Source organism: Flavobacterium sp. XS2P24 (assembly GCF_030010285.1).
GTDB lineage: Bacteria > Bacteroidota > Bacteroidia > Flavobacteriales > Flavobacteriaceae > Flavobacterium > Flavobacterium algoritolerans.
Genome location: NZ_JASCRU010000004.1, coordinates 124,753 through 141,798, shown reverse-complemented (window position 1 = coordinate 141,798; position 17,046 = coordinate 124,753). Strand labels below are relative to the sequence as shown.

Sequence of the window (17,046 nt, the reverse complement as noted above, 5' to 3'; positions counted from 1 at the left end):
TAAAATGAACAAAAAACTTTCCATTATAACCATCAACTACAATAATTTTCTTGGTTTGCAAAAAACCGTCGAAAGTGTCACGAGCCAAACATGGCAAGAGTTTGAGTACATTGTTATTGATGGAGGTTCTACAGATGGAAGTGCAGCTTATTTAGAAAGTCAAACTAATAACATTACGTATTGGATTAGTGAACCTGATAAGGGCATTTACAACGCCATGAACAAAGGCATTGCTATGGCTACTGGTGAATATTTGTTTTTCTTGAATAGCGGTGATCATTTTATAAATACTTTGTCTTTGCAAGAAGTTCAAAAACATCTTTTCAAACAGGATGTTATATACTTTAATATAAATGTTATTCATAAAGAGAATTCGTATGTATTAGAGAATCCTGCTGTACTTTCTTTTTCGTATTTACATAACAATTTGCCCTGCCATCAATGTACGTTTATTCATCAATCTGTATTTGAGCGAGTAGGGTATTATGACGAGAGTTTAAAAATAGTGGCTGATTGGAAATTATTGCTTCAGGCGATACTAAAACATAATGTAACCTACCGAAAGGTAGATGCTGTTTTTTCGATATTTTACAAAGACGGAATCAGTTCAATACCAGAAAATCAATCCATTATGGAGGCCGAGAGAACTCAGGTTTTAGAAACAGAGTTTCCAGTGCTCCTGATTGATTTGAAAGAATATTTTATGCAGCAAAGAATCATTAGGAATCTAAGAAAATCTCGAAAAATTAATTGGTTAATTAGGTTAGGCTTATTAGATAAATTTTAAGATTGTTATGGAGAATCATTTTACCCTTTCGGTTATTATTCCGGTGTACAATTGCGAGCGCTTCCTTGAAAAAACGATAGCATCCGTAATTGCACAGCCCGAAGTGACTGAGATTATAGTAGTAGATGATGGCAGCACTGATGGTTCGCTAGCGCTATTGGAATACTTGCAGCAGGAACAAACTCGTATGCACTTGTATCAGCATCCTAATAGTGCAAACAAAGGCCGTTCTGCCAGTCGGAATCTAGGTCTTCAAAAAGCGACTGGAGATTATATTGCTTTCCTAGATGCGGATGATTATTACCTAGAAAATCGCTTTAACAATGATTTTAAATTCTTTGCTACTCTGCCGGATTGTGATGGGGTGTACAATGCTGTAGGTTTTCATTTTTATAATCCGGTTGCTATTGAATACAAAAATGAAATGGAGCGCCAATTTACACTGACACAAAATATCGAACCCAAAAGATTATTTGATGCATTACTTAATGGAACTTATGGCTATTTTCATATTAATGGTCTTACCTTGAAAAAAGAGGTTTTTGAAAAAATTGGTTTATTTAATACAAAACTAATTGTATCTGAAGATTCTGATTTGTTTTGGCGTTTAGCACTTAAATGTACGCTAGTGACCGGAAATATCACCCAATCAGTAGCTAAAAGAGGTATTCACACCAATAATGCATTTAGTAATAGAGATTTATATGAAGTAAGCGATATAAAACTATACGAGTCTATGTATGCATGGTGTTCTAAAAATAATGTTTCAATGGCAACGATTGAAAGGTTTCTGGAAAGAATATGGATTTTACAATATAGAAAACAAGAGAGAAAATACAAATATTTTTTTTACTGGGTGCAATTAAATAGGAGAGTTCCAAAGCTTTTGTTTACATATTTAAGTGTTAAATACTTTCCTTTAGTGAGATATTTACAAAAAAGATTTTAAACATTTATAACAAAAATATTTACTTCTTAAGTTTATAAAAAAAACGCACAATTATATTAAATTGAATGAAAATAAAAGATAAAAAATGTATCCTGTTTTGCCATTATGGGAATTCGCCATATCTAATATATACTTTAAAACAAGTTAAACTAACAAATCCAGAATGTAGAATTATTTTACTTGGAGATCAGGAAAATAAAAATATTGCAAAAATTACTAATGTAGAACATTACTATTTTAAAGATTACGATAACAGTGCTGAAATTTTAAAATTTGAAACAGTATTTAAACACATTGCTGGAATAAAGCATAAGAAAGAGTTTTGGACAAAATTTGTTTTTAAAAGGTGGTTTTACATTCATAATTTTATTAAAAAGAATAATATTGATTCTTTTTGGCATTTTGATTCTGATAATATGATTTTGTCAAATCTTGAAGACCAGGAGTATAAGTTTAAAGATTTTGATTGTACGGAGCAATGCAATGGAATTTGTATGAATGGCTATATTTCTTCTTTTGATGTTGTAGATGGATATGTTAATAAAATTAACGATTTGTTTGTGGATGAAGATTATTTAAATGAGCAAAAAATAGATTTTCTAAACAATCCAGATTATGCTTTTACTGAAATGAGAGCATACAAAGCCTACAAGGAACAAGAAAAAATAAAAAGTATTAGACTTAATAAAATCATTGATAAAGAGTCATTTGACGATTGTATTTGTCAAGAACATGGATATGATGTCTATAATGTACCTTTAGGAGGACGTTATTTGAAAAAAATATATACTAATAATCATGGTGCTTTTTATTGCTATCATCTTAATTCTACCACATTTATAAAAATGAATAGTCTTAATCTCAGCTGGGTACCTACTAGCTTGTTTAAATTAGTATTAAAAGAATTCAAAAAAAATCATCGAAAAGTGGGTCCTGTGAAAATTGAAGAATATGTATTGTTAGATGTATTTCAAACAAAAAGTTTCAGGTCAAGAGTTTTACGGTTAACACCACAAATTATAAAAAAAATTATAAAAAGTATTTTAAAAAAACGAACTCTAATTGTAAAAAAAATATAGTGTATAAGCAACAAAGGTTTAATAAAAATTGAGAGAATTACACTATTTCATTATTAAAAAAATTAGGGTTTAAATTACTGCTATAATTGTAATATTATTCCTTGTTGTTAGATTGAGACTTAAATTATTCCAATTTTGTTTTGTAAACAATAAATGAAGACAAAAATGCTTTTTTCTATATCAGTTATTATTCCAGCGTATAATGTGGAGCAATTTATAGAAACTGCAATTGTTTCTGCATTGCAGCAACCTGAAGTAAGTGAAGTTATTGTTGTTGACGATGGCAGTACAGATAAGACCTTGCAGATTGTTAAATCCTTGCAGCTTGTTAATGCTAAAATTAAAATTTACCATCACGAAAATATTATCAACAAAGGACGTTCTGCTACGAGAAACTTAGGGATTCAAAAAGCGACTGGAGATTACATTTCTTTTTTAGATGCCGATGATTATTACTTGGAACATCGATTTAGAAACGACATTACGATCTTTCACGGAGATAAAAACTGCGATGGTGTTTATAATGCGGTAGGATTTCATTTTTACAGACAAGTAACACCTTTGGAACAAGACAAATTAAAATTAAATACAGTTGTAAAGAAATTACTGCCTAATGAACTTTTTGATGGTATTGTTTCAAGTAAATACGGATATTTGCATTTAAATGGGATTACGATAAAAAAAACTGTTTTTGACTGCACTGGTTTTTTTAATGAGTCATTAATGGTAGCTGAAGATTCGGATATTATTTTTAAAATGGCTTTAAAATGTTGTTTGTTACCTAGCGTAATAGATAAGCCTGTAGCAAAAAGGGGGGTTCATGATGTTAATGTTTTTACCGATGATACATTGTATAAGGTCTACAATGTCAAGTTATACAAAGAACTATTGGAATGGAGTTATCAAAATGATATTGCCCTAAAAAATAAAGATACCTTATTAAAATGGTTATGGTTTTTTAAATTTCGCGATGGTAATTCCTTGTGGAATCATATTCTTTATTGGGGATATTTAGTTAGAGGTATTCCTGAATTATTTTTTTCGATTTTAAGTATCAAATATTTTCCAATAATTAGACAAAGACAAATCCTTTTTCCATTTTTGTACCGAAAGAACTAAAAACTAACATTTGAAACCTAAAATTTCCATCATCACAGTCAATTATAACAATCTGGAAGGATTGCAAAAAACGATTGAGAGCGTTTCCAGTCAGACGTGGCAAGCGTTTGAGCATATCATTATTGATGGCGGTTCCTCAGATGGAAGTGTGGCGTATATAGAAAGTAAATCGGATCAATTTGCGTATTGGGTGAGCGAACTCGATAAAGGCGTCTATCATGCCATGAATAAGGGAATTGCAAAAGCCACAGGGGAGTATTTACTTTTTTTGAACAGTGGTGATCATTTTTTTTCTGATAGAGTATTAGAGCAAAATCATCAAGAAATTAAAAATGCGGCTATTATTTATTTTAATTTACAAGTGGTAGAAGGACATAAAGTTTTCATCAAAGAATATCCCGAGGTACTCTCTTTTTCTTATTTCGTAAAAGATACCTTGCCACATCCAGCTACTTTTATAGCAAAAGAGGCTTTTGAAAAAACAAATTTTTATAAAGAAGATTTTAAGATACTTTCAGATTGGAAGTTTTTTTTAGACAGTATTTGTAAATATAATTTAGCCTATAAAAAAATAAACACGACTTTGTCTACTTTTTATATTGGCGGTATGAGTTCAAATCCTGCCAACAGAGGTGTAAAGCTAGACGAGAAACAACAAGTACTTCAAGAAGAATATGCTGCTTATTTACAAGATTTAGATGATGTTATCCTTTATAGAGATATTGTCACTACTTTTAGAAAATCCCGAATTATTAGATTGTTAGTAAAATTAAGATTCTTAAACCAGTTTTAATGATGAGCGTACAAGTATCTATAATTGTTCCCTGCTACAAGCAAGCGCATTTTTTGAAAGAGTCGCTGCAATCGGTATTGGAGCAGACCTATACGAATTGGGAATGTATTATTGTCAATGATGGAAGTCCGGATGATACAGAACGTATTGCTGAGCAATGGTGTGCCAGAGACAATCGCTTCAAATATCTTAAAAAAGAAAATGGAGGATTATCCTCAGCCCGTAATGCCGGCATTGCGAGTAGTAAAGGAGACTATATTTTACCCTTGGACGCAGATGATATATTGCATGAGGATTATTTAACACTTTTAGTTCCCGAATTACAGCAAAATCCTTCACTTGCTATTGTTTCCTGTTATAGCAATTTTTTTATCGACAATCGCTCAAATATAATTCATCAGCAAAAACCCATCGGTACTACCTATCACGCATTATTATATGAAAATAATATGATGGCGAGCTCATTATATCATAAAAAATATTGGGAAGAAGTAGGCGGATATGATGAGAATATGAAACATGGTTTTGAAGATTGGGAATTTTGGATAGCAATTACTAAAAAAGGGCGGGAATATAAATTTGTGGAAGCATTTTTATTCTATTACAGAAAATCAAAGAAATCGATGCTTATCGATACATTAGCTCATCATGTGGAGTCAAATATGGAGTATGTATTTAAAAAGCATAATGAAATTTATATTGCACAGTTTGGGACAACGATGGAGTACTTGTTTTTTCTTATAAAAAGGCATCATACAAGTGAACACAAGATAAAAAAATCAATAGAATATAAAATTGCAAAAATAATTGTCAAGCCCTATAGGATATTACAAAGGTTAATGATAAAAAAATAAATTTTCAATGATTTCAGTTGTTATTAGAAATAAAAATCAATCCGCTGCCCTCACTTTTTTGTTAAAAAATTTGACGGACAGGTATGCAAAAGACATTTCGGAGATTATTGTTGTTGATAATCTTTCAACTGATTCCAGCAAGGAAGTTACAGCACAATTTGGAGCCCGTTTTGTGACTATAAAGAATTTTAGTTTTGGCGGAAGTGCTAATGTAAGTGCAAGAGAAGCTCGATTTCCTATAGTAGTTATTTTTAGTGCGCATTCGTATCCTGTGAGCCATGACTTTTTTAAGCTAATACAAGCGAAATTTGAAAATAATCCTAATTTAGCCGGATTACGATGTTTACATAATTCAAACGATTATAAAAATTTTATTAATAAAATACCTGCTACAGTTGATCCTAATAAATCAGGGTTGATTTTTTCAGGATCTGCTTTTAGCAAAGATGTCTGGAAAAAACATCCTTTCAGGGAGGATGTGGCTACCTTTGAAGATAAAGAATGGACCACTAGAGTTTTAAAAGAAGGGTTTTCGATTGATTTTGTGCCGGCTATATTTAGTTATGAAATCAAAAGAAGTCCACAGCAACTTTTTTTTAGATTTAAAAGTGATGTTGTAGGGAACTATCAGTTGTGGCATAATGATGTGTCCTTTAGCGATGCCCTAAAGGCGCTTTTGGGTACTTTTTACAGTTCCATCAAAAATTTTGGAATTGAGTTGTATTACAATTTAAAAAGGTTTTTATTTTTAATTCAATTTATTAGTAATAAACCAAAGAAGTTTTGACAACCATATCAAAGATTACAGCGAATAATTTTACTTTTTTTGCCTTATTGTAGGTGTAAGTTTTCTTGTAGAACCATGGTTAGTAAGTGATGAAAATAAACTTTGTTAGTGAGGATACAATAGAAAACTTGCTATTTAAAAGGGCTAAATAATTTGGATACTAGTTTTCTCTGTAAGGTTATGATTGAAAATGTCTGGTATTATATGTATAAATTAAAACACAAACAATGTTTATTAAATTACTCCAAGTCCTAAAAAAAGAATATCGTACGATAAAAAATTTAGTAGCGCCACATCCCTTATTTTCTGGCATTGATAAATTTAAATTGTCAAAGATCAAAAGAGATAGTAATGAAAAAGGATTCATTTATTTAAAGCCCAAAGGTTGGTTGCATACGATTAAAATCCGTAGAAATTTTATTGACAAAGAAGTTGTGCTCTATGTGTTACAAGATCAGTATCATTTGCCTCCCACGCTATCAAAAATTTCAGCTAATCCTGTAATTCTTGATTTAGGTAGTAATATTGGTCTTACGATAGCACATATGAAACAGATCTATCCTACTTCAAAAATTATTGGATATGAAATGAATAGAGAAAATTATCTTCTTGCTAAACGAAATACTAAGTTTTATGATAATGTGATGGTAGTTAATACAGCGGTATGGATAGAAGATGCGACAGTAACGTATAGAAATACTGCGAATTACGATTCGTATACCATTTTAAATGACACAGGGAAAAAAGATACAGATGAGTTGATAGAGGTGCCATCACTCAAACTGTCAAGTATCATAACAAATCATAATCTTACACATATTGATTATTTAAAAATGGATATCGAGGGTGCCGAGAAAGCGATTCTGGAATCTGAGGATTTAAGCTGGATGGACAAAGTGGGTGCTATGAATATTGAAATGCATTTGGATCGGAATAATGATCTCAGCAAATTTCTAGCCATTATTGAAAATAAAGGATTTACTGTTTGGAAGGATTCTAAGCATTGGTCAAGTATTTTTGCTGTGCGAAATAATACATGATTTGCATTATTGTTTTGATCAAAGCAATGAATGTTAATAAGTTGCAATAAGGTCTAGTAGAGTTGTTTTAAAGAAATCAAAATGAGTAATAAAATATCTGTAATCATACCTTGCTATAATCAAGCCCTTTTTCTAGAGGAAACATTACAATCTGTTTTAAAGCAAACCCATAAAAATTGGGAATGTATTATAATTGATGATGGTAGTACAGATGAGTCAAAAGAGATTGCTTTAAAATGGTGTGATTTTGATGAACGGTTTTTATATTTTTTCCAGTTGAATGGTGGTTTGAGTAGTGCAAGAAATGCAGGATTAAAGCTTACAGAAGGAGACTATGTGCAATTCTTGGATGGGGATGATTTAATCAAACCAACTAAATTTGAAGAGCAGCTAATAGATTTGCAACACGCTCAAATTTCTATTTCAAATTACTTTTCGTTTGTTGATGGAAATATTGAATTGGTATCACCTCACCGGTATTTAACACCATTTGTTTCTGAGACAAATTTCAGAAAAAAAATTATTTTAGATTGGGAATATAGAATGTCTATTCCATGTCATTCTGTTTTGTTTCAAAAAAAATTAATAGTCGACAATAAAATATTATTTAACGAAACGCTGCCAAATCATGAGGATTGGGTTTTTTGGACGCAGTTGTTTTATGTTTCAAAAAAGATCAAAAATAATACTAATGTCTTGGCCCTTTATCGAATAAGAGATGATTCGATGACAGCAAATCACGCTTTGATGCGGCATGGTTTTAATGAAGCAGCTAAAATTCTTTTGTATTATTTTAAAGAAAAAAAAGAAGAAGATTTGGCTAATGCGGTTCGCATAAAACAAAACGAAATAAAAAATAAAAATAAAAATCCTTTTTTTAAAAAAATTAAAGCGCGACTAATCGGTAAATTAATTTATTTCTATAAAACATGTCAAAAGTAATTAAGCCAATAGCAATATACCTTCCTCAGTTTCATCCCATACCTGAAAACGATCAATGGTGGGGTAAAGGGTTTACAGAATGGACTAATGTAACTAAAGCCACTCCTAGATTTGAGGGACATTTTCAACCTCATTTACCGGCAGATTTAGGTTTTTATGATTTGCGTTTACATGAAACACGACTTGCTCAGGAAGAATTAGCAAAATCACATGGGATACATGGTTTTTGCTATTACCATTATTGGTTTAACGGAAAACGAGTGCTTGAGGAACCATTAAATAGAAAATTAAAAAATCCTAAAGAAGACTTCCCGTTTATGATGTGTTGGGCCAATGAAAATTGGACAAGGGTTTGGAATGGAGGAGAATCGGATGTATTGTTGAAACAGGAATATTCAGAGGAAGACGATTACAATCATATTAAGGTTTTAATAGATTATTTTAAAGATGATAATTATATTAAAGTAGAAGGAAAACCAATGTTTATTATTTACAGGCCCAAACTGTTTCCAAATGTTGAAAAAACAATTGCAATATGGCGTGAAGAAGTAAAAAAAGCAGGTTTTCCAGATTTATATATTGGATTTGCACATACAGCTGAATATAATCATGAACCTAAAAGCAAAGGATTTGATTTTATATTTGAGTTTCAACCTAATTTTAGCGCAAGACCCAATATCATCAATAATACTTTTTTCAAAAAAACAGTAAAAAGAGTGTTGAGAAAAGTGAAGATTTCAGTAAAAAATACGTACGAAGCAGTTTATGATTATGAAGAATTTGCAAAAATGCAAATGGATTCTGGTTTTAAACTAAATTGTTATCCAGCAATTACCCCTATGTGGGATAATTCAGCGAGAAGGAAAGTTAACTTTTTTATACTGCATAATGCTTCACCGGATAAATACAAAGTTTGGCTAAAACATATCAAAGACAACTATCCTTGGGATAAAATGCCAGAACGATTTTTGTTTATCAATGCTTGGAATGAATGGGCCGAAGGCAATCATTTAGAACCATGCCAAAAATGGGGCAAAGGTTATTTAGAAGCGACCAAAGAAATCCTGACGGATGATAATAAATAATTAAGTCTTTTTAATCAGTTTTTAAATGAATGATATTACCGTCAGTGTTTTTATGCTCACCTACAATCAAGAACACTGTATAAAACAAACTATTGAAAGTATTTTGATGCAAAAAACAAATTTTTCCTACCAACTGGTGATAGGAGAAGATTGTAGTACGGATAGTACTCGATTGATTTGTGAAAAATACGTTAGGGATTATGGCTGTAAAATTAAGTTGTTACCCAGTCCTGATAAGAATATAGGACTTATTGCTAATTATATGAGAACCATCAAACAATGCGATGGCAAGTATATTGCGATTTGTGATGGTGATGATTATTGGATTGATGAATACAAGTTACAAAAACAAGTCGATTTTTTAAATAAAAACCCTGATTATTCCATAGTATATACAGCAGTAAAAAGACTTTTTACTGATGGTAAAATGGTTGATTACAACTATAATTTAAATAAAATGCAACTGAATTTTGATGATTTGATTTTTGATAATTTTATCCATTCGGTAACTGCACTATTTAGGAATATTCAAAGCAATGAAAATACTGTTCCTAAATGGATTAATAACTTTCCTTTTGGCGATTGGCAAACGTATCTTTGGGTTTTGAAAGATGGAAGTAAAATTCATTTTATGGAGGATATTACGGCAGTATACAGAATGAATATTGGGGTTTCATCGACTTACATGAAAAAAAATAGTGTTTTTGTAAAAGTTCTGATCGATATTTTAGAATACGTACGTGAGGATAAAAATTTTAGTCATAAAAAGGATATTGTAGTTTCAAGTTTACATAATAAACAAAAAGACTTGATGACATGTTATAACAGAGAAAAGGATTATTTAAAAGGGTTTCAATTATTTTTGAGTTTTTTAAAAACAACGAATAAAAAATCTGAATTTGTTAAACTTTATTTGTATTCTATTTTTAAAAGTATTGCCTGAATTCTGGGTAAGCGGTCTCCAATTAATAAATTAAAAATATATGAAGATTCTCATGGTATCCATTCCTAATCATCATTTTTTTCAATGGGTCGATCAATTGAAGGATTCTGGCCATGATGTTATTTGGTTTGATTCCTCAGATGGTGGTTCTCCAGTTGAAAGAATTAATTGGGTAACCCAAATTAAAGGATGGAAATTGAAATGGGATTTCCCATTGCGTCATACTGTTAAGCATTCCTTTCCTAAAATCTATGCACTACTCCAAAAGTATAATGAAAGAGAAATAACTGCGGTTTTTGAAAATATAATCCAAGAATACCAACCTGATATCGTGCATAGTTTTGAAATGCGCTTAGCTGGATTACCTATCCTAGGAGTGATGCAAAAATACAATTCTATTCCCTTTATTTATTCTTCTTGGGGTAGTGATTTGTTTTATTATTCTCAACTTGGAATACCCAAAAAAGCAGTGTCCAGTTTTCTTGAAAGAGTCGATTATTTAATTACAGATTGTCATAGAGATTATAGTATTGCATTTGAAAATGGTTATAAGAATGTTTTTTTAGGCGTTTATCCGGGAAATGGAGGAATAACAATTGACAGAACTAAGATAAAAGACAGCCAAGAGCGGCATACACTAATTATCAAAGGGTATGATGATGGGGTGGGAATGGCTTCGAAAGTGGTTGAAGCTTTAGCACTAGTTCCTTTAACGTTGATTCAGAATTATAAGCTATTAGTTTATAGTGCGGATGCTTGTATTGTACATCAATTAAAAGATAAAGAATATTTCAAAAGTTTAAAAGTGCGGGTTATAAACAGGGGTGCGTTTATTTCTAATCCGGAATTACTAGAAATCATGGGACAATCTGTGCTGCATATTGGCAACAGTATTTCTGATGGTATGCCAAATGCTTTACTGGAAGCTATGGGCATGGGGTCTTTTCCTATACAATCAAATCCCGGAAAAGTGTCAGAAGAAGTGATTGAGCACGGAGTCAACGGATTGCTAATTGAAAACCCATTGGATGTACAAGAAATAGCCAGTAGTATTGAATGGGCTATTGTGAATTCAACAATGAGAGCCAAAGCTCAAGCAATTAATGTGGATTTGATTCAAAAGAAATGCAATAGAATAGCTTTAAAAAAAGAAATAATCGATATATATGAAAAATGTATACTATGAAAACATCTCTGTTAGCTAATTTAGTACTCATAAAAACTATTTATTTAGATAATAACTGATGCAAGTAGCTATACTTATTACGACTAAAAACAGAAAAAAAGACTTGTCTTTTACTTTGGGAAAGATCAATCATCTTATAAATACTAAGTCAGTAGAATGTATTGTTTATGATGACGGTTCATCAGATGGTACTTACGAATTTGTGGTTGAAAATTACCCAACAATAATACTAAAAAGGAATTCAGTATCTAAAGGCCTCATTTATTGTAGGAATGAAATGTTAAATAGCACACAAGCGGATTATGCAATTTCATTAGATGATGACGCTCATTTTATTACTGAATATCCATTAGAAGCTATTTGTAACTATTTCGAATCAAATCCTAAATGTGGTTTGATTGCATTACGAATATATTGGGGTTTGTCAACTCCAGCTTTATTAACTTCCAGTGAACTTCCAGAGCGAGTACAGGGATTTGTAGGTTGTGGTCATGTGTGGCGCATATCAACATGGAAAAACATTCCTAATTATCCTGCTTGGTTTGTTTTTTATGGAGAAGAAAATTTTGCTTCCTACCATTTGTTTAAAAAAAATTGGGAGGTACATTATTTGCCAGACGTTTTAGTCCACCATAGAGTAAGCTTGAAATCAAGAAAAAATAATTCTGATTATACGATTAGATTGAGACGCTCTTTACGAGCAGGTTGGTTTTTATTTTTTTTATTTGATCCACTGCATCTTATTCCTAAGAAAATGGCATATTCACTATGGATTCAACTTAAGATGAAAGTTTTAAAGGGTGATTTTAAGGCCTTGCTAGCAATTGTTTTGGCTCTGTTTGATTTAGTTTGGTCTATGCCTTTAATTTTGAAAAATAGAGATTCCTTGTCCATTAATGAATATACTAATTATCAAGAATTGAAAAGCACAAAAATTTATTGGAATCCTTAAAATTAGTTTAAAAGGATTTTTTAAATTTTGATGGTACGAATTAATATCAATGGATTATTTTAAATTTCTAAATCTGTATATTTGGTTTTTCAATAAAAAATTACAAAATGAAAAAAATAGGCATCATTCCACTTCGTAAAGATTCTAAAGGAATTCCGGGGAAAAATAAAAAGAAAATGTTGGGACGTCCCTTGTTTTCTTGGGTACTTACTGAAGCTATTTTTTCTGATTTGGATGCTGTTTATGTGTTTACAAACGATACGGAAATCATTAGCTATGTAGAACGGGAATATTCCTGGACCAGTAAGGTATTTGCTTTACTTCGTAACGAAGAAAACGCCAATGATACTGCTTCTACGGAGAGTACCATGATGGAGTTTTCTGAGAAAATTAATCATGATTATGCTGTTTTATGTTTGCTTCAAGCGACTTCCCCGTTGACAATGGCGGTAGATATCAATAAAGTATTGGATAAAATCATCTTAGAAAAATTTGATACTGCACTTAGTGTGGTAAAAACACATCGTTTTACCTGGAACAGTGAGGGCACCCCACAAAATTATGATGTATTCAACAGGCCCAGAAGACAAGATTTTGAAGGATTGTTAATAGAAAATGGTGCCGTATATGCCACTAAAAAAGAACTTTTTCTACATTCGAAAAATAGAGTAAGTGGTACTATTGGATTGGTAGAGATGCCGGAGGAAACGTTGATGGAGATTGACAGTCTTTCTGACTGGAACATTGTTGAAAATCTACTGATGGAACGACAAAAAGCAATGAAAACCAATCAAAGAATTCAATACTTGGTACTGGACGTTGATGGTGTTTTTACAGATGGAGGAGTCTATTATAATGAAGCGGGAGAAATGGCCAAAAAGTTTGATATGCGTGATGGTATGGGATTAGAAATTTTAAGAGAAAATAATGTGGAAGTGATCACGTTGACTTCTGAAAATTCTAAACTGGTTGCACAACGTATGGCGAAGCTCCAAATTAAAGAGGCGTTTTTTGGTGTCAAGGATAAATATTCTTTTTTAAAGCAATTCCTGGCCACTAAAAACAGTAGTTTTGGTGCGGTTGCTTATGTAGGTGATGATGTGAATGATTTGACTAATATGTGCAGTTCTGGCTGGTCTTTTGCTCCGGTAAATGCGACTGCTGTTGTGAAATTAAACGCTGATTTTGTACTAGGTACTGCTTCCGGAGCCGGAGCTATTAGAGAAGTTTGTGAAATCGTATTAAAGTATAATAAAAGATATGACTGAGTTTAAAAAACCTTACGTAATTGCTGAAATTGGCTGTAATCATAAAGGCGATATGGCAATTGCAAAAGAACTGATAAAGATTGCCAAGATATTTTGTAATGTTGATGCGGTAAAATTTCAAAAAAGAAACAATATCGAATTATTGACAGAGGCGCAATACAACGCACCGCATCCTAATGCCAGTAATTCATACGGAGATACGTATGGTGCGCACAGGGAATTCTTAGAGTTTGATGTGAATCAACATCAGGAGTTAAAGGATTATTGTGAATCCATAGGGATTACCTATTCCACCTCAGTTTGGGACACGACTTCGGCCAAAGAAATAGCTTCACTGGAACCAGAATTTATAAAAATACCTTCTGCCTGTAATAATAATTTTGAAATGTTGGGTTGGTTGTGTGATCATTATAAAGGAGAAATTCATATTTCGACCGGAATGACCACTAAAGACGAAGCGGATACGCTAGTCAATTATTTTGTTGAAAAAGGCAGGAATAAAGACTTGGTGTTGTATAATTGTACTTCAGGCTATCCAGTACCTTTTGAGGATGTGTGTTTGTTAGATATTAATTTGCTAAAGCAAAAATATGGAAACACTGTAAAACATATTGGTTTTTCCGGACATCATTTAGGAATAGCGGTAGATATAGCAGCCTACACCTTGGGCGCCAACATTATTGAAAGACACTACACGATTGATCGTACCTGGAAAGGGACCGATCATGCTGCGTCATTAGAACCTATGGGATTACGGAAATTATCACGAGATTTAAACGCAGTTCATAGCGCTTTATCCTTTAAATCAAAGGATATTTTGCCTATTGAACAAGTGCAAAGAGATAAGTTGAAGAATAGGAAAGTATAGGGGAGTAAAGTTTATTTAAAAAATGTATTTCACATTTTATACATACGTTTCTAAGATAATTTATGAGTAAAAAAATATTTGTTTTTTTCCCCGATGGGGTGGGGTTGCGTAATTTTGCGTTTACCCAATTCAAAGCATTAGGAGAGCAAAAAGGACATCAGATTGTCTATTGGAATAATACCGTTTTTTCTTTAAAAGAGGAGTTGGGTTATGATGAGGTAAAAATTGACAACCATAGAATAAATCGCTTAACTCCAATCTATTCTAGAATTAGGAAACACATTGAATTGAATGTTTCTCAAAAGAAGTTTATGGATGACGTGTATCCTACCTATAAATTTCCTTTTAGCTATACTGGGTTAAAAAATACATTGATAACGCTTTATACAAAGTTGTTAATAGGACTGAATTCCTCGGAAAAAGGGATAGTCCGTATCCGAAAACGGATCAATAGTTTAGAACGTTCGACCGAAAAATACCACTATTGTAAAGCACAGTTGGAAGAACATCAACCGGATTTGGTGTTTTGCACTACGCAACGGGCTACGCAATCCATAAGTGCTTTATTGGCTGCTAAAGATTTAGGAATTCCTACTGTGGCTTTTGTCTATTCTTGGGACAATGTACCTAAGGCGATGCAAGTGGTTGAAACGGATTACTATTTTGTTTGGAGTGCTTTAATGAAATCGGAGGTTTTAAAATACTACCCATTTGTCAAGGAATCTCAAGTTGTTGTAACTGGAACACCTCAGTTTGAGCCGCATTACGACAGCCGATTGCTTCAAGAAAGAGCTGCGTTTTGTGCCGAGCATCATTTGGATGTTGATAAAAAATACATTTGTTATTCCGGTGATGATGAAACTACTTCGCCTTTAGATCAATATTATTTAGAAGATTTGGCTCATGCAGTACGCAGTTTAAATGCTAAAGGTAAAAATCTGGGAATTATCTACAGAAAATGCCCTGTTGACACTACCAGTAGATATGATGCAGTTCTTGCTGCTAATGCTGATGTAATTGTCGCAATAGATCCTATCTGGAAACCTATGGGAAAACAATGGAACGAAATTTTGCCTACTAAAGAAGATTTAGCGCTCTTGTATAATGTTTGCGCGCATTCTGAATTGGTAACCAATGTATGTTCCTCAACAGTTTTTGATTTTGTTGTGCATGATAAGCCCTGTATTTATTTTAATTACGAGCAACCCCAATTAAAGAAAGGGATTCGCGATATCGGGCAAAATTATAACTATGTTCATTTTAGAAGTATGCCCAGTACTGAAGCAGCAGTGTTTTGTACTGATAAAAAAGAGTTGGAAAATTTAGTCCATGAAATTTTGGAAGGAAATTTATCAAATGTTTCAGAAGGGAAAAAATGGTATGCAATTGTGGCTGGTCTAGCCCCAACACAAGCTTCAGAGAAGATATGGGATGGTATTGATGCAATTTTAAAAAGATAAAAATTTGAGTTATTACTTTTAGTCCTTTATGAAAAAATTTGTAATTCAAATTATTGGTGTTTTAATTGTAACTCTAATGCTACTGTTAGTACTCGATTTTACGTATACCACTATTTATGAAAATGCTAAGCCAAGGACTAAATTCCAGTATTTAAGAAGTCTAAAAAGTACAAAAGTTAATTATATATTTTTAGGTTCATCAAGAGTTGAAAATGGAATTGATCCTTTTATTGTAGAAAATAAAACTAAAAAAAAATGCATTAATTTAGGGTATGAAGCTGCTAAACTAGGAGATATTTTTACGGTTTTGCAATTATTGAAGTCGTATGCTATTGTCTCTGACACCGTATTTATTCAAGTTGATTATATCTTTGACATTAATGGGCACTCGATTAATTTACCGTATGAAATGACCCCTTTTGTCAAGGATAATCCAGTAACAAAAGATTATTTGCTTGATTATATAGGAAAAGACCCTAGCCTGTACTATGTTCCCTTTATAAGATATTGCGGAAGCGATCAAAAGATTGGATTCAGGGATGTTTTTGCTAATTTGGTTGGGAAGAAAACAACGGTGGTAGAAAAGAAAGGATATAGTCCTTTGGCACCAAGAATCAATGAAAGTATACACACGAAACATTTTTCTTTACCAGCTTCTATCGCATCACATAGTCCTTATTATGAAAAAATAAAAGAATATGGTGCTGCAAACAATATAAAAATTGTCTTCTTTTGTGCTCCTTTTTGTAAACATACCAAAAATTTGGATTACATAAAAAAATTAAAAACTAAAATCCCAAATTTATATGATTTTTCTAATGCTATAGAAGAGGATTCTATGTTTGTTAATTGTTTTCATTTGAATGAAATGGGGGCAAGTAAATTCACTGATATTTTAGTGGAAAAAATAATAAATAATAAAAATAAAATTTAG

Annotated in this window: 17 protein-coding genes; all 17 read left to right on the top strand. The window is 32.0% G+C overall.

Going from position 1 to position 17,046, the window contains the following annotated elements:
- Window positions 1–4: 4 nt before the first annotated feature.
- The 17 genes from QLS31_RS05065 (at window position 5) to QLS31_RS04985 (ending at window position 17,046) form a co-directional block, all read left to right on the top strand.
- Window positions 5–787 carry a glycosyltransferase family 2 protein gene (locus tag QLS31_RS05065; protein ID WP_282742974.1) on the top strand — a complete coding sequence of 261 codons (783 nt, stop codon included), beginning with the start codon at window positions 5–7 and terminating at the stop codon, window positions 785–787.
- A 7-nt stretch (window positions 788–794) separates the two neighbouring features.
- Window positions 795–1,736, top strand: coding sequence for a glycosyltransferase (locus tag QLS31_RS05060; RefSeq protein WP_282742973.1), 942 nt, complete (start codon window positions 795–797; stop codon window positions 1,734–1,736).
- Window positions 1,737–1,801: 65 nt separating this feature from the next.
- Complete coding sequence (locus QLS31_RS05055; protein ID WP_282742972.1) at window positions 1,802–2,815, top strand: hypothetical protein; 1,014 nt, start codon at window positions 1,802–1,804, stop codon at window positions 2,813–2,815.
- A gap of 165 nt (window positions 2,816–2,980) precedes the next feature.
- Window positions 2,981–3,934 (top strand): glycosyltransferase family 2 protein, encoded by a 954-nt coding sequence (locus QLS31_RS05050; protein WP_282742971.1) that lies wholly within the window; start codon window positions 2,981–2,983, stop codon window positions 3,932–3,934.
- A 10-nt stretch (window positions 3,935–3,944) separates the two neighbouring features.
- On the top strand, window positions 3,945–4,727 hold the full coding sequence (locus tag QLS31_RS05045) for a glycosyltransferase family 2 protein (RefSeq protein ID WP_282742970.1): 783 nt from the start codon (window positions 3,945–3,947) through the stop codon (window positions 4,725–4,727).
- Entirely contained in the window at window positions 4,727–5,581 is an 855-nt protein-coding gene (locus QLS31_RS05040) for a glycosyltransferase family A protein (RefSeq protein ID WP_282742969.1), read from the top strand. Before QLS31_RS05045 ends, QLS31_RS05040 begins: the two co-directional genes overlap by 1 nt.
- Before the next feature lie 7 nt (window positions 5,582–5,588).
- Entirely contained in the window at window positions 5,589–6,368 is a 780-nt protein-coding gene (locus QLS31_RS05035; protein ID WP_282742968.1) for a glycosyltransferase, read from the top strand.
- Between the two features lie 326 nt (window positions 6,369–6,694).
- A complete protein-coding gene (locus tag QLS31_RS05030; RefSeq protein WP_282742967.1) occupies window positions 6,695–7,408 on the top strand; it encodes an FkbM family methyltransferase in 714 nt (237 codons plus the stop codon).
- Window positions 7,409–7,489: 81 nt separating this feature from the next.
- Window positions 7,490–8,350 carry a glycosyltransferase gene (locus QLS31_RS05025; protein WP_282742966.1) on the top strand — a complete coding sequence of 287 codons (861 nt, stop codon included), beginning with the start codon at window positions 7,490–7,492 and terminating at the stop codon, window positions 8,348–8,350.
- Window positions 8,338–9,435 carry a glycoside hydrolase family 99-like domain-containing protein gene (locus tag QLS31_RS05020; RefSeq protein ID WP_282742965.1) on the top strand — a complete coding sequence of 366 codons (1,098 nt, stop codon included), beginning with the start codon at window positions 8,338–8,340 and terminating at the stop codon, window positions 9,433–9,435. Before QLS31_RS05025 ends, QLS31_RS05020 begins: the two co-directional genes overlap by 13 nt.
- A gap of 25 nt (window positions 9,436–9,460) precedes the next feature.
- The gene (locus QLS31_RS05015; protein ID WP_282742964.1) at window positions 9,461–10,378 is read left to right on the top strand and encodes a glycosyltransferase; all 918 of its coding nucleotides are present in this window, start codon (window positions 9,461–9,463) and stop codon (window positions 10,376–10,378) included.
- Between the two features lie 40 nt (window positions 10,379–10,418).
- On the top strand, window positions 10,419–11,564 hold the full coding sequence (locus QLS31_RS05010) for a glycosyltransferase family 4 protein (protein ID WP_282742963.1): 1,146 nt from the start codon (window positions 10,419–10,421) through the stop codon (window positions 11,562–11,564).
- A 58-nt stretch (window positions 11,565–11,622) separates the two neighbouring features.
- Window positions 11,623–12,516, top strand: a complete 894-nt coding sequence (locus tag QLS31_RS05005) for a glycosyltransferase (protein ID WP_282742962.1) — start codon at window positions 11,623–11,625, stop codon at window positions 12,514–12,516.
- Between the two features lie 107 nt (window positions 12,517–12,623).
- Window positions 12,624–13,784 carry an acylneuraminate cytidylyltransferase gene (locus QLS31_RS05000; protein WP_282742961.1) on the top strand — a complete coding sequence of 387 codons (1,161 nt, stop codon included), beginning with the start codon at window positions 12,624–12,626 and terminating at the stop codon, window positions 13,782–13,784.
- Window positions 13,777–14,652 (top strand): N-acetylneuraminate synthase family protein, encoded by an 876-nt coding sequence (locus tag QLS31_RS04995; protein WP_282742960.1) that lies wholly within the window; start codon window positions 13,777–13,779, stop codon window positions 14,650–14,652. The genes QLS31_RS05000 and QLS31_RS04995 overlap by 8 nt, the downstream gene beginning before the upstream one ends.
- Window positions 14,653–14,714: 62 nt before the next feature.
- A complete protein-coding gene (locus QLS31_RS04990) occupies window positions 14,715–16,112 on the top strand; it encodes a CDP-glycerol glycerophosphotransferase family protein (protein ID WP_282742959.1) in 1,398 nt (465 codons plus the stop codon).
- A 28-nt stretch (window positions 16,113–16,140) separates the two neighbouring features.
- A complete protein-coding gene (locus QLS31_RS04985) occupies window positions 16,141–17,046 on the top strand; it encodes a hypothetical protein (protein WP_282717914.1) in 906 nt (301 codons plus the stop codon).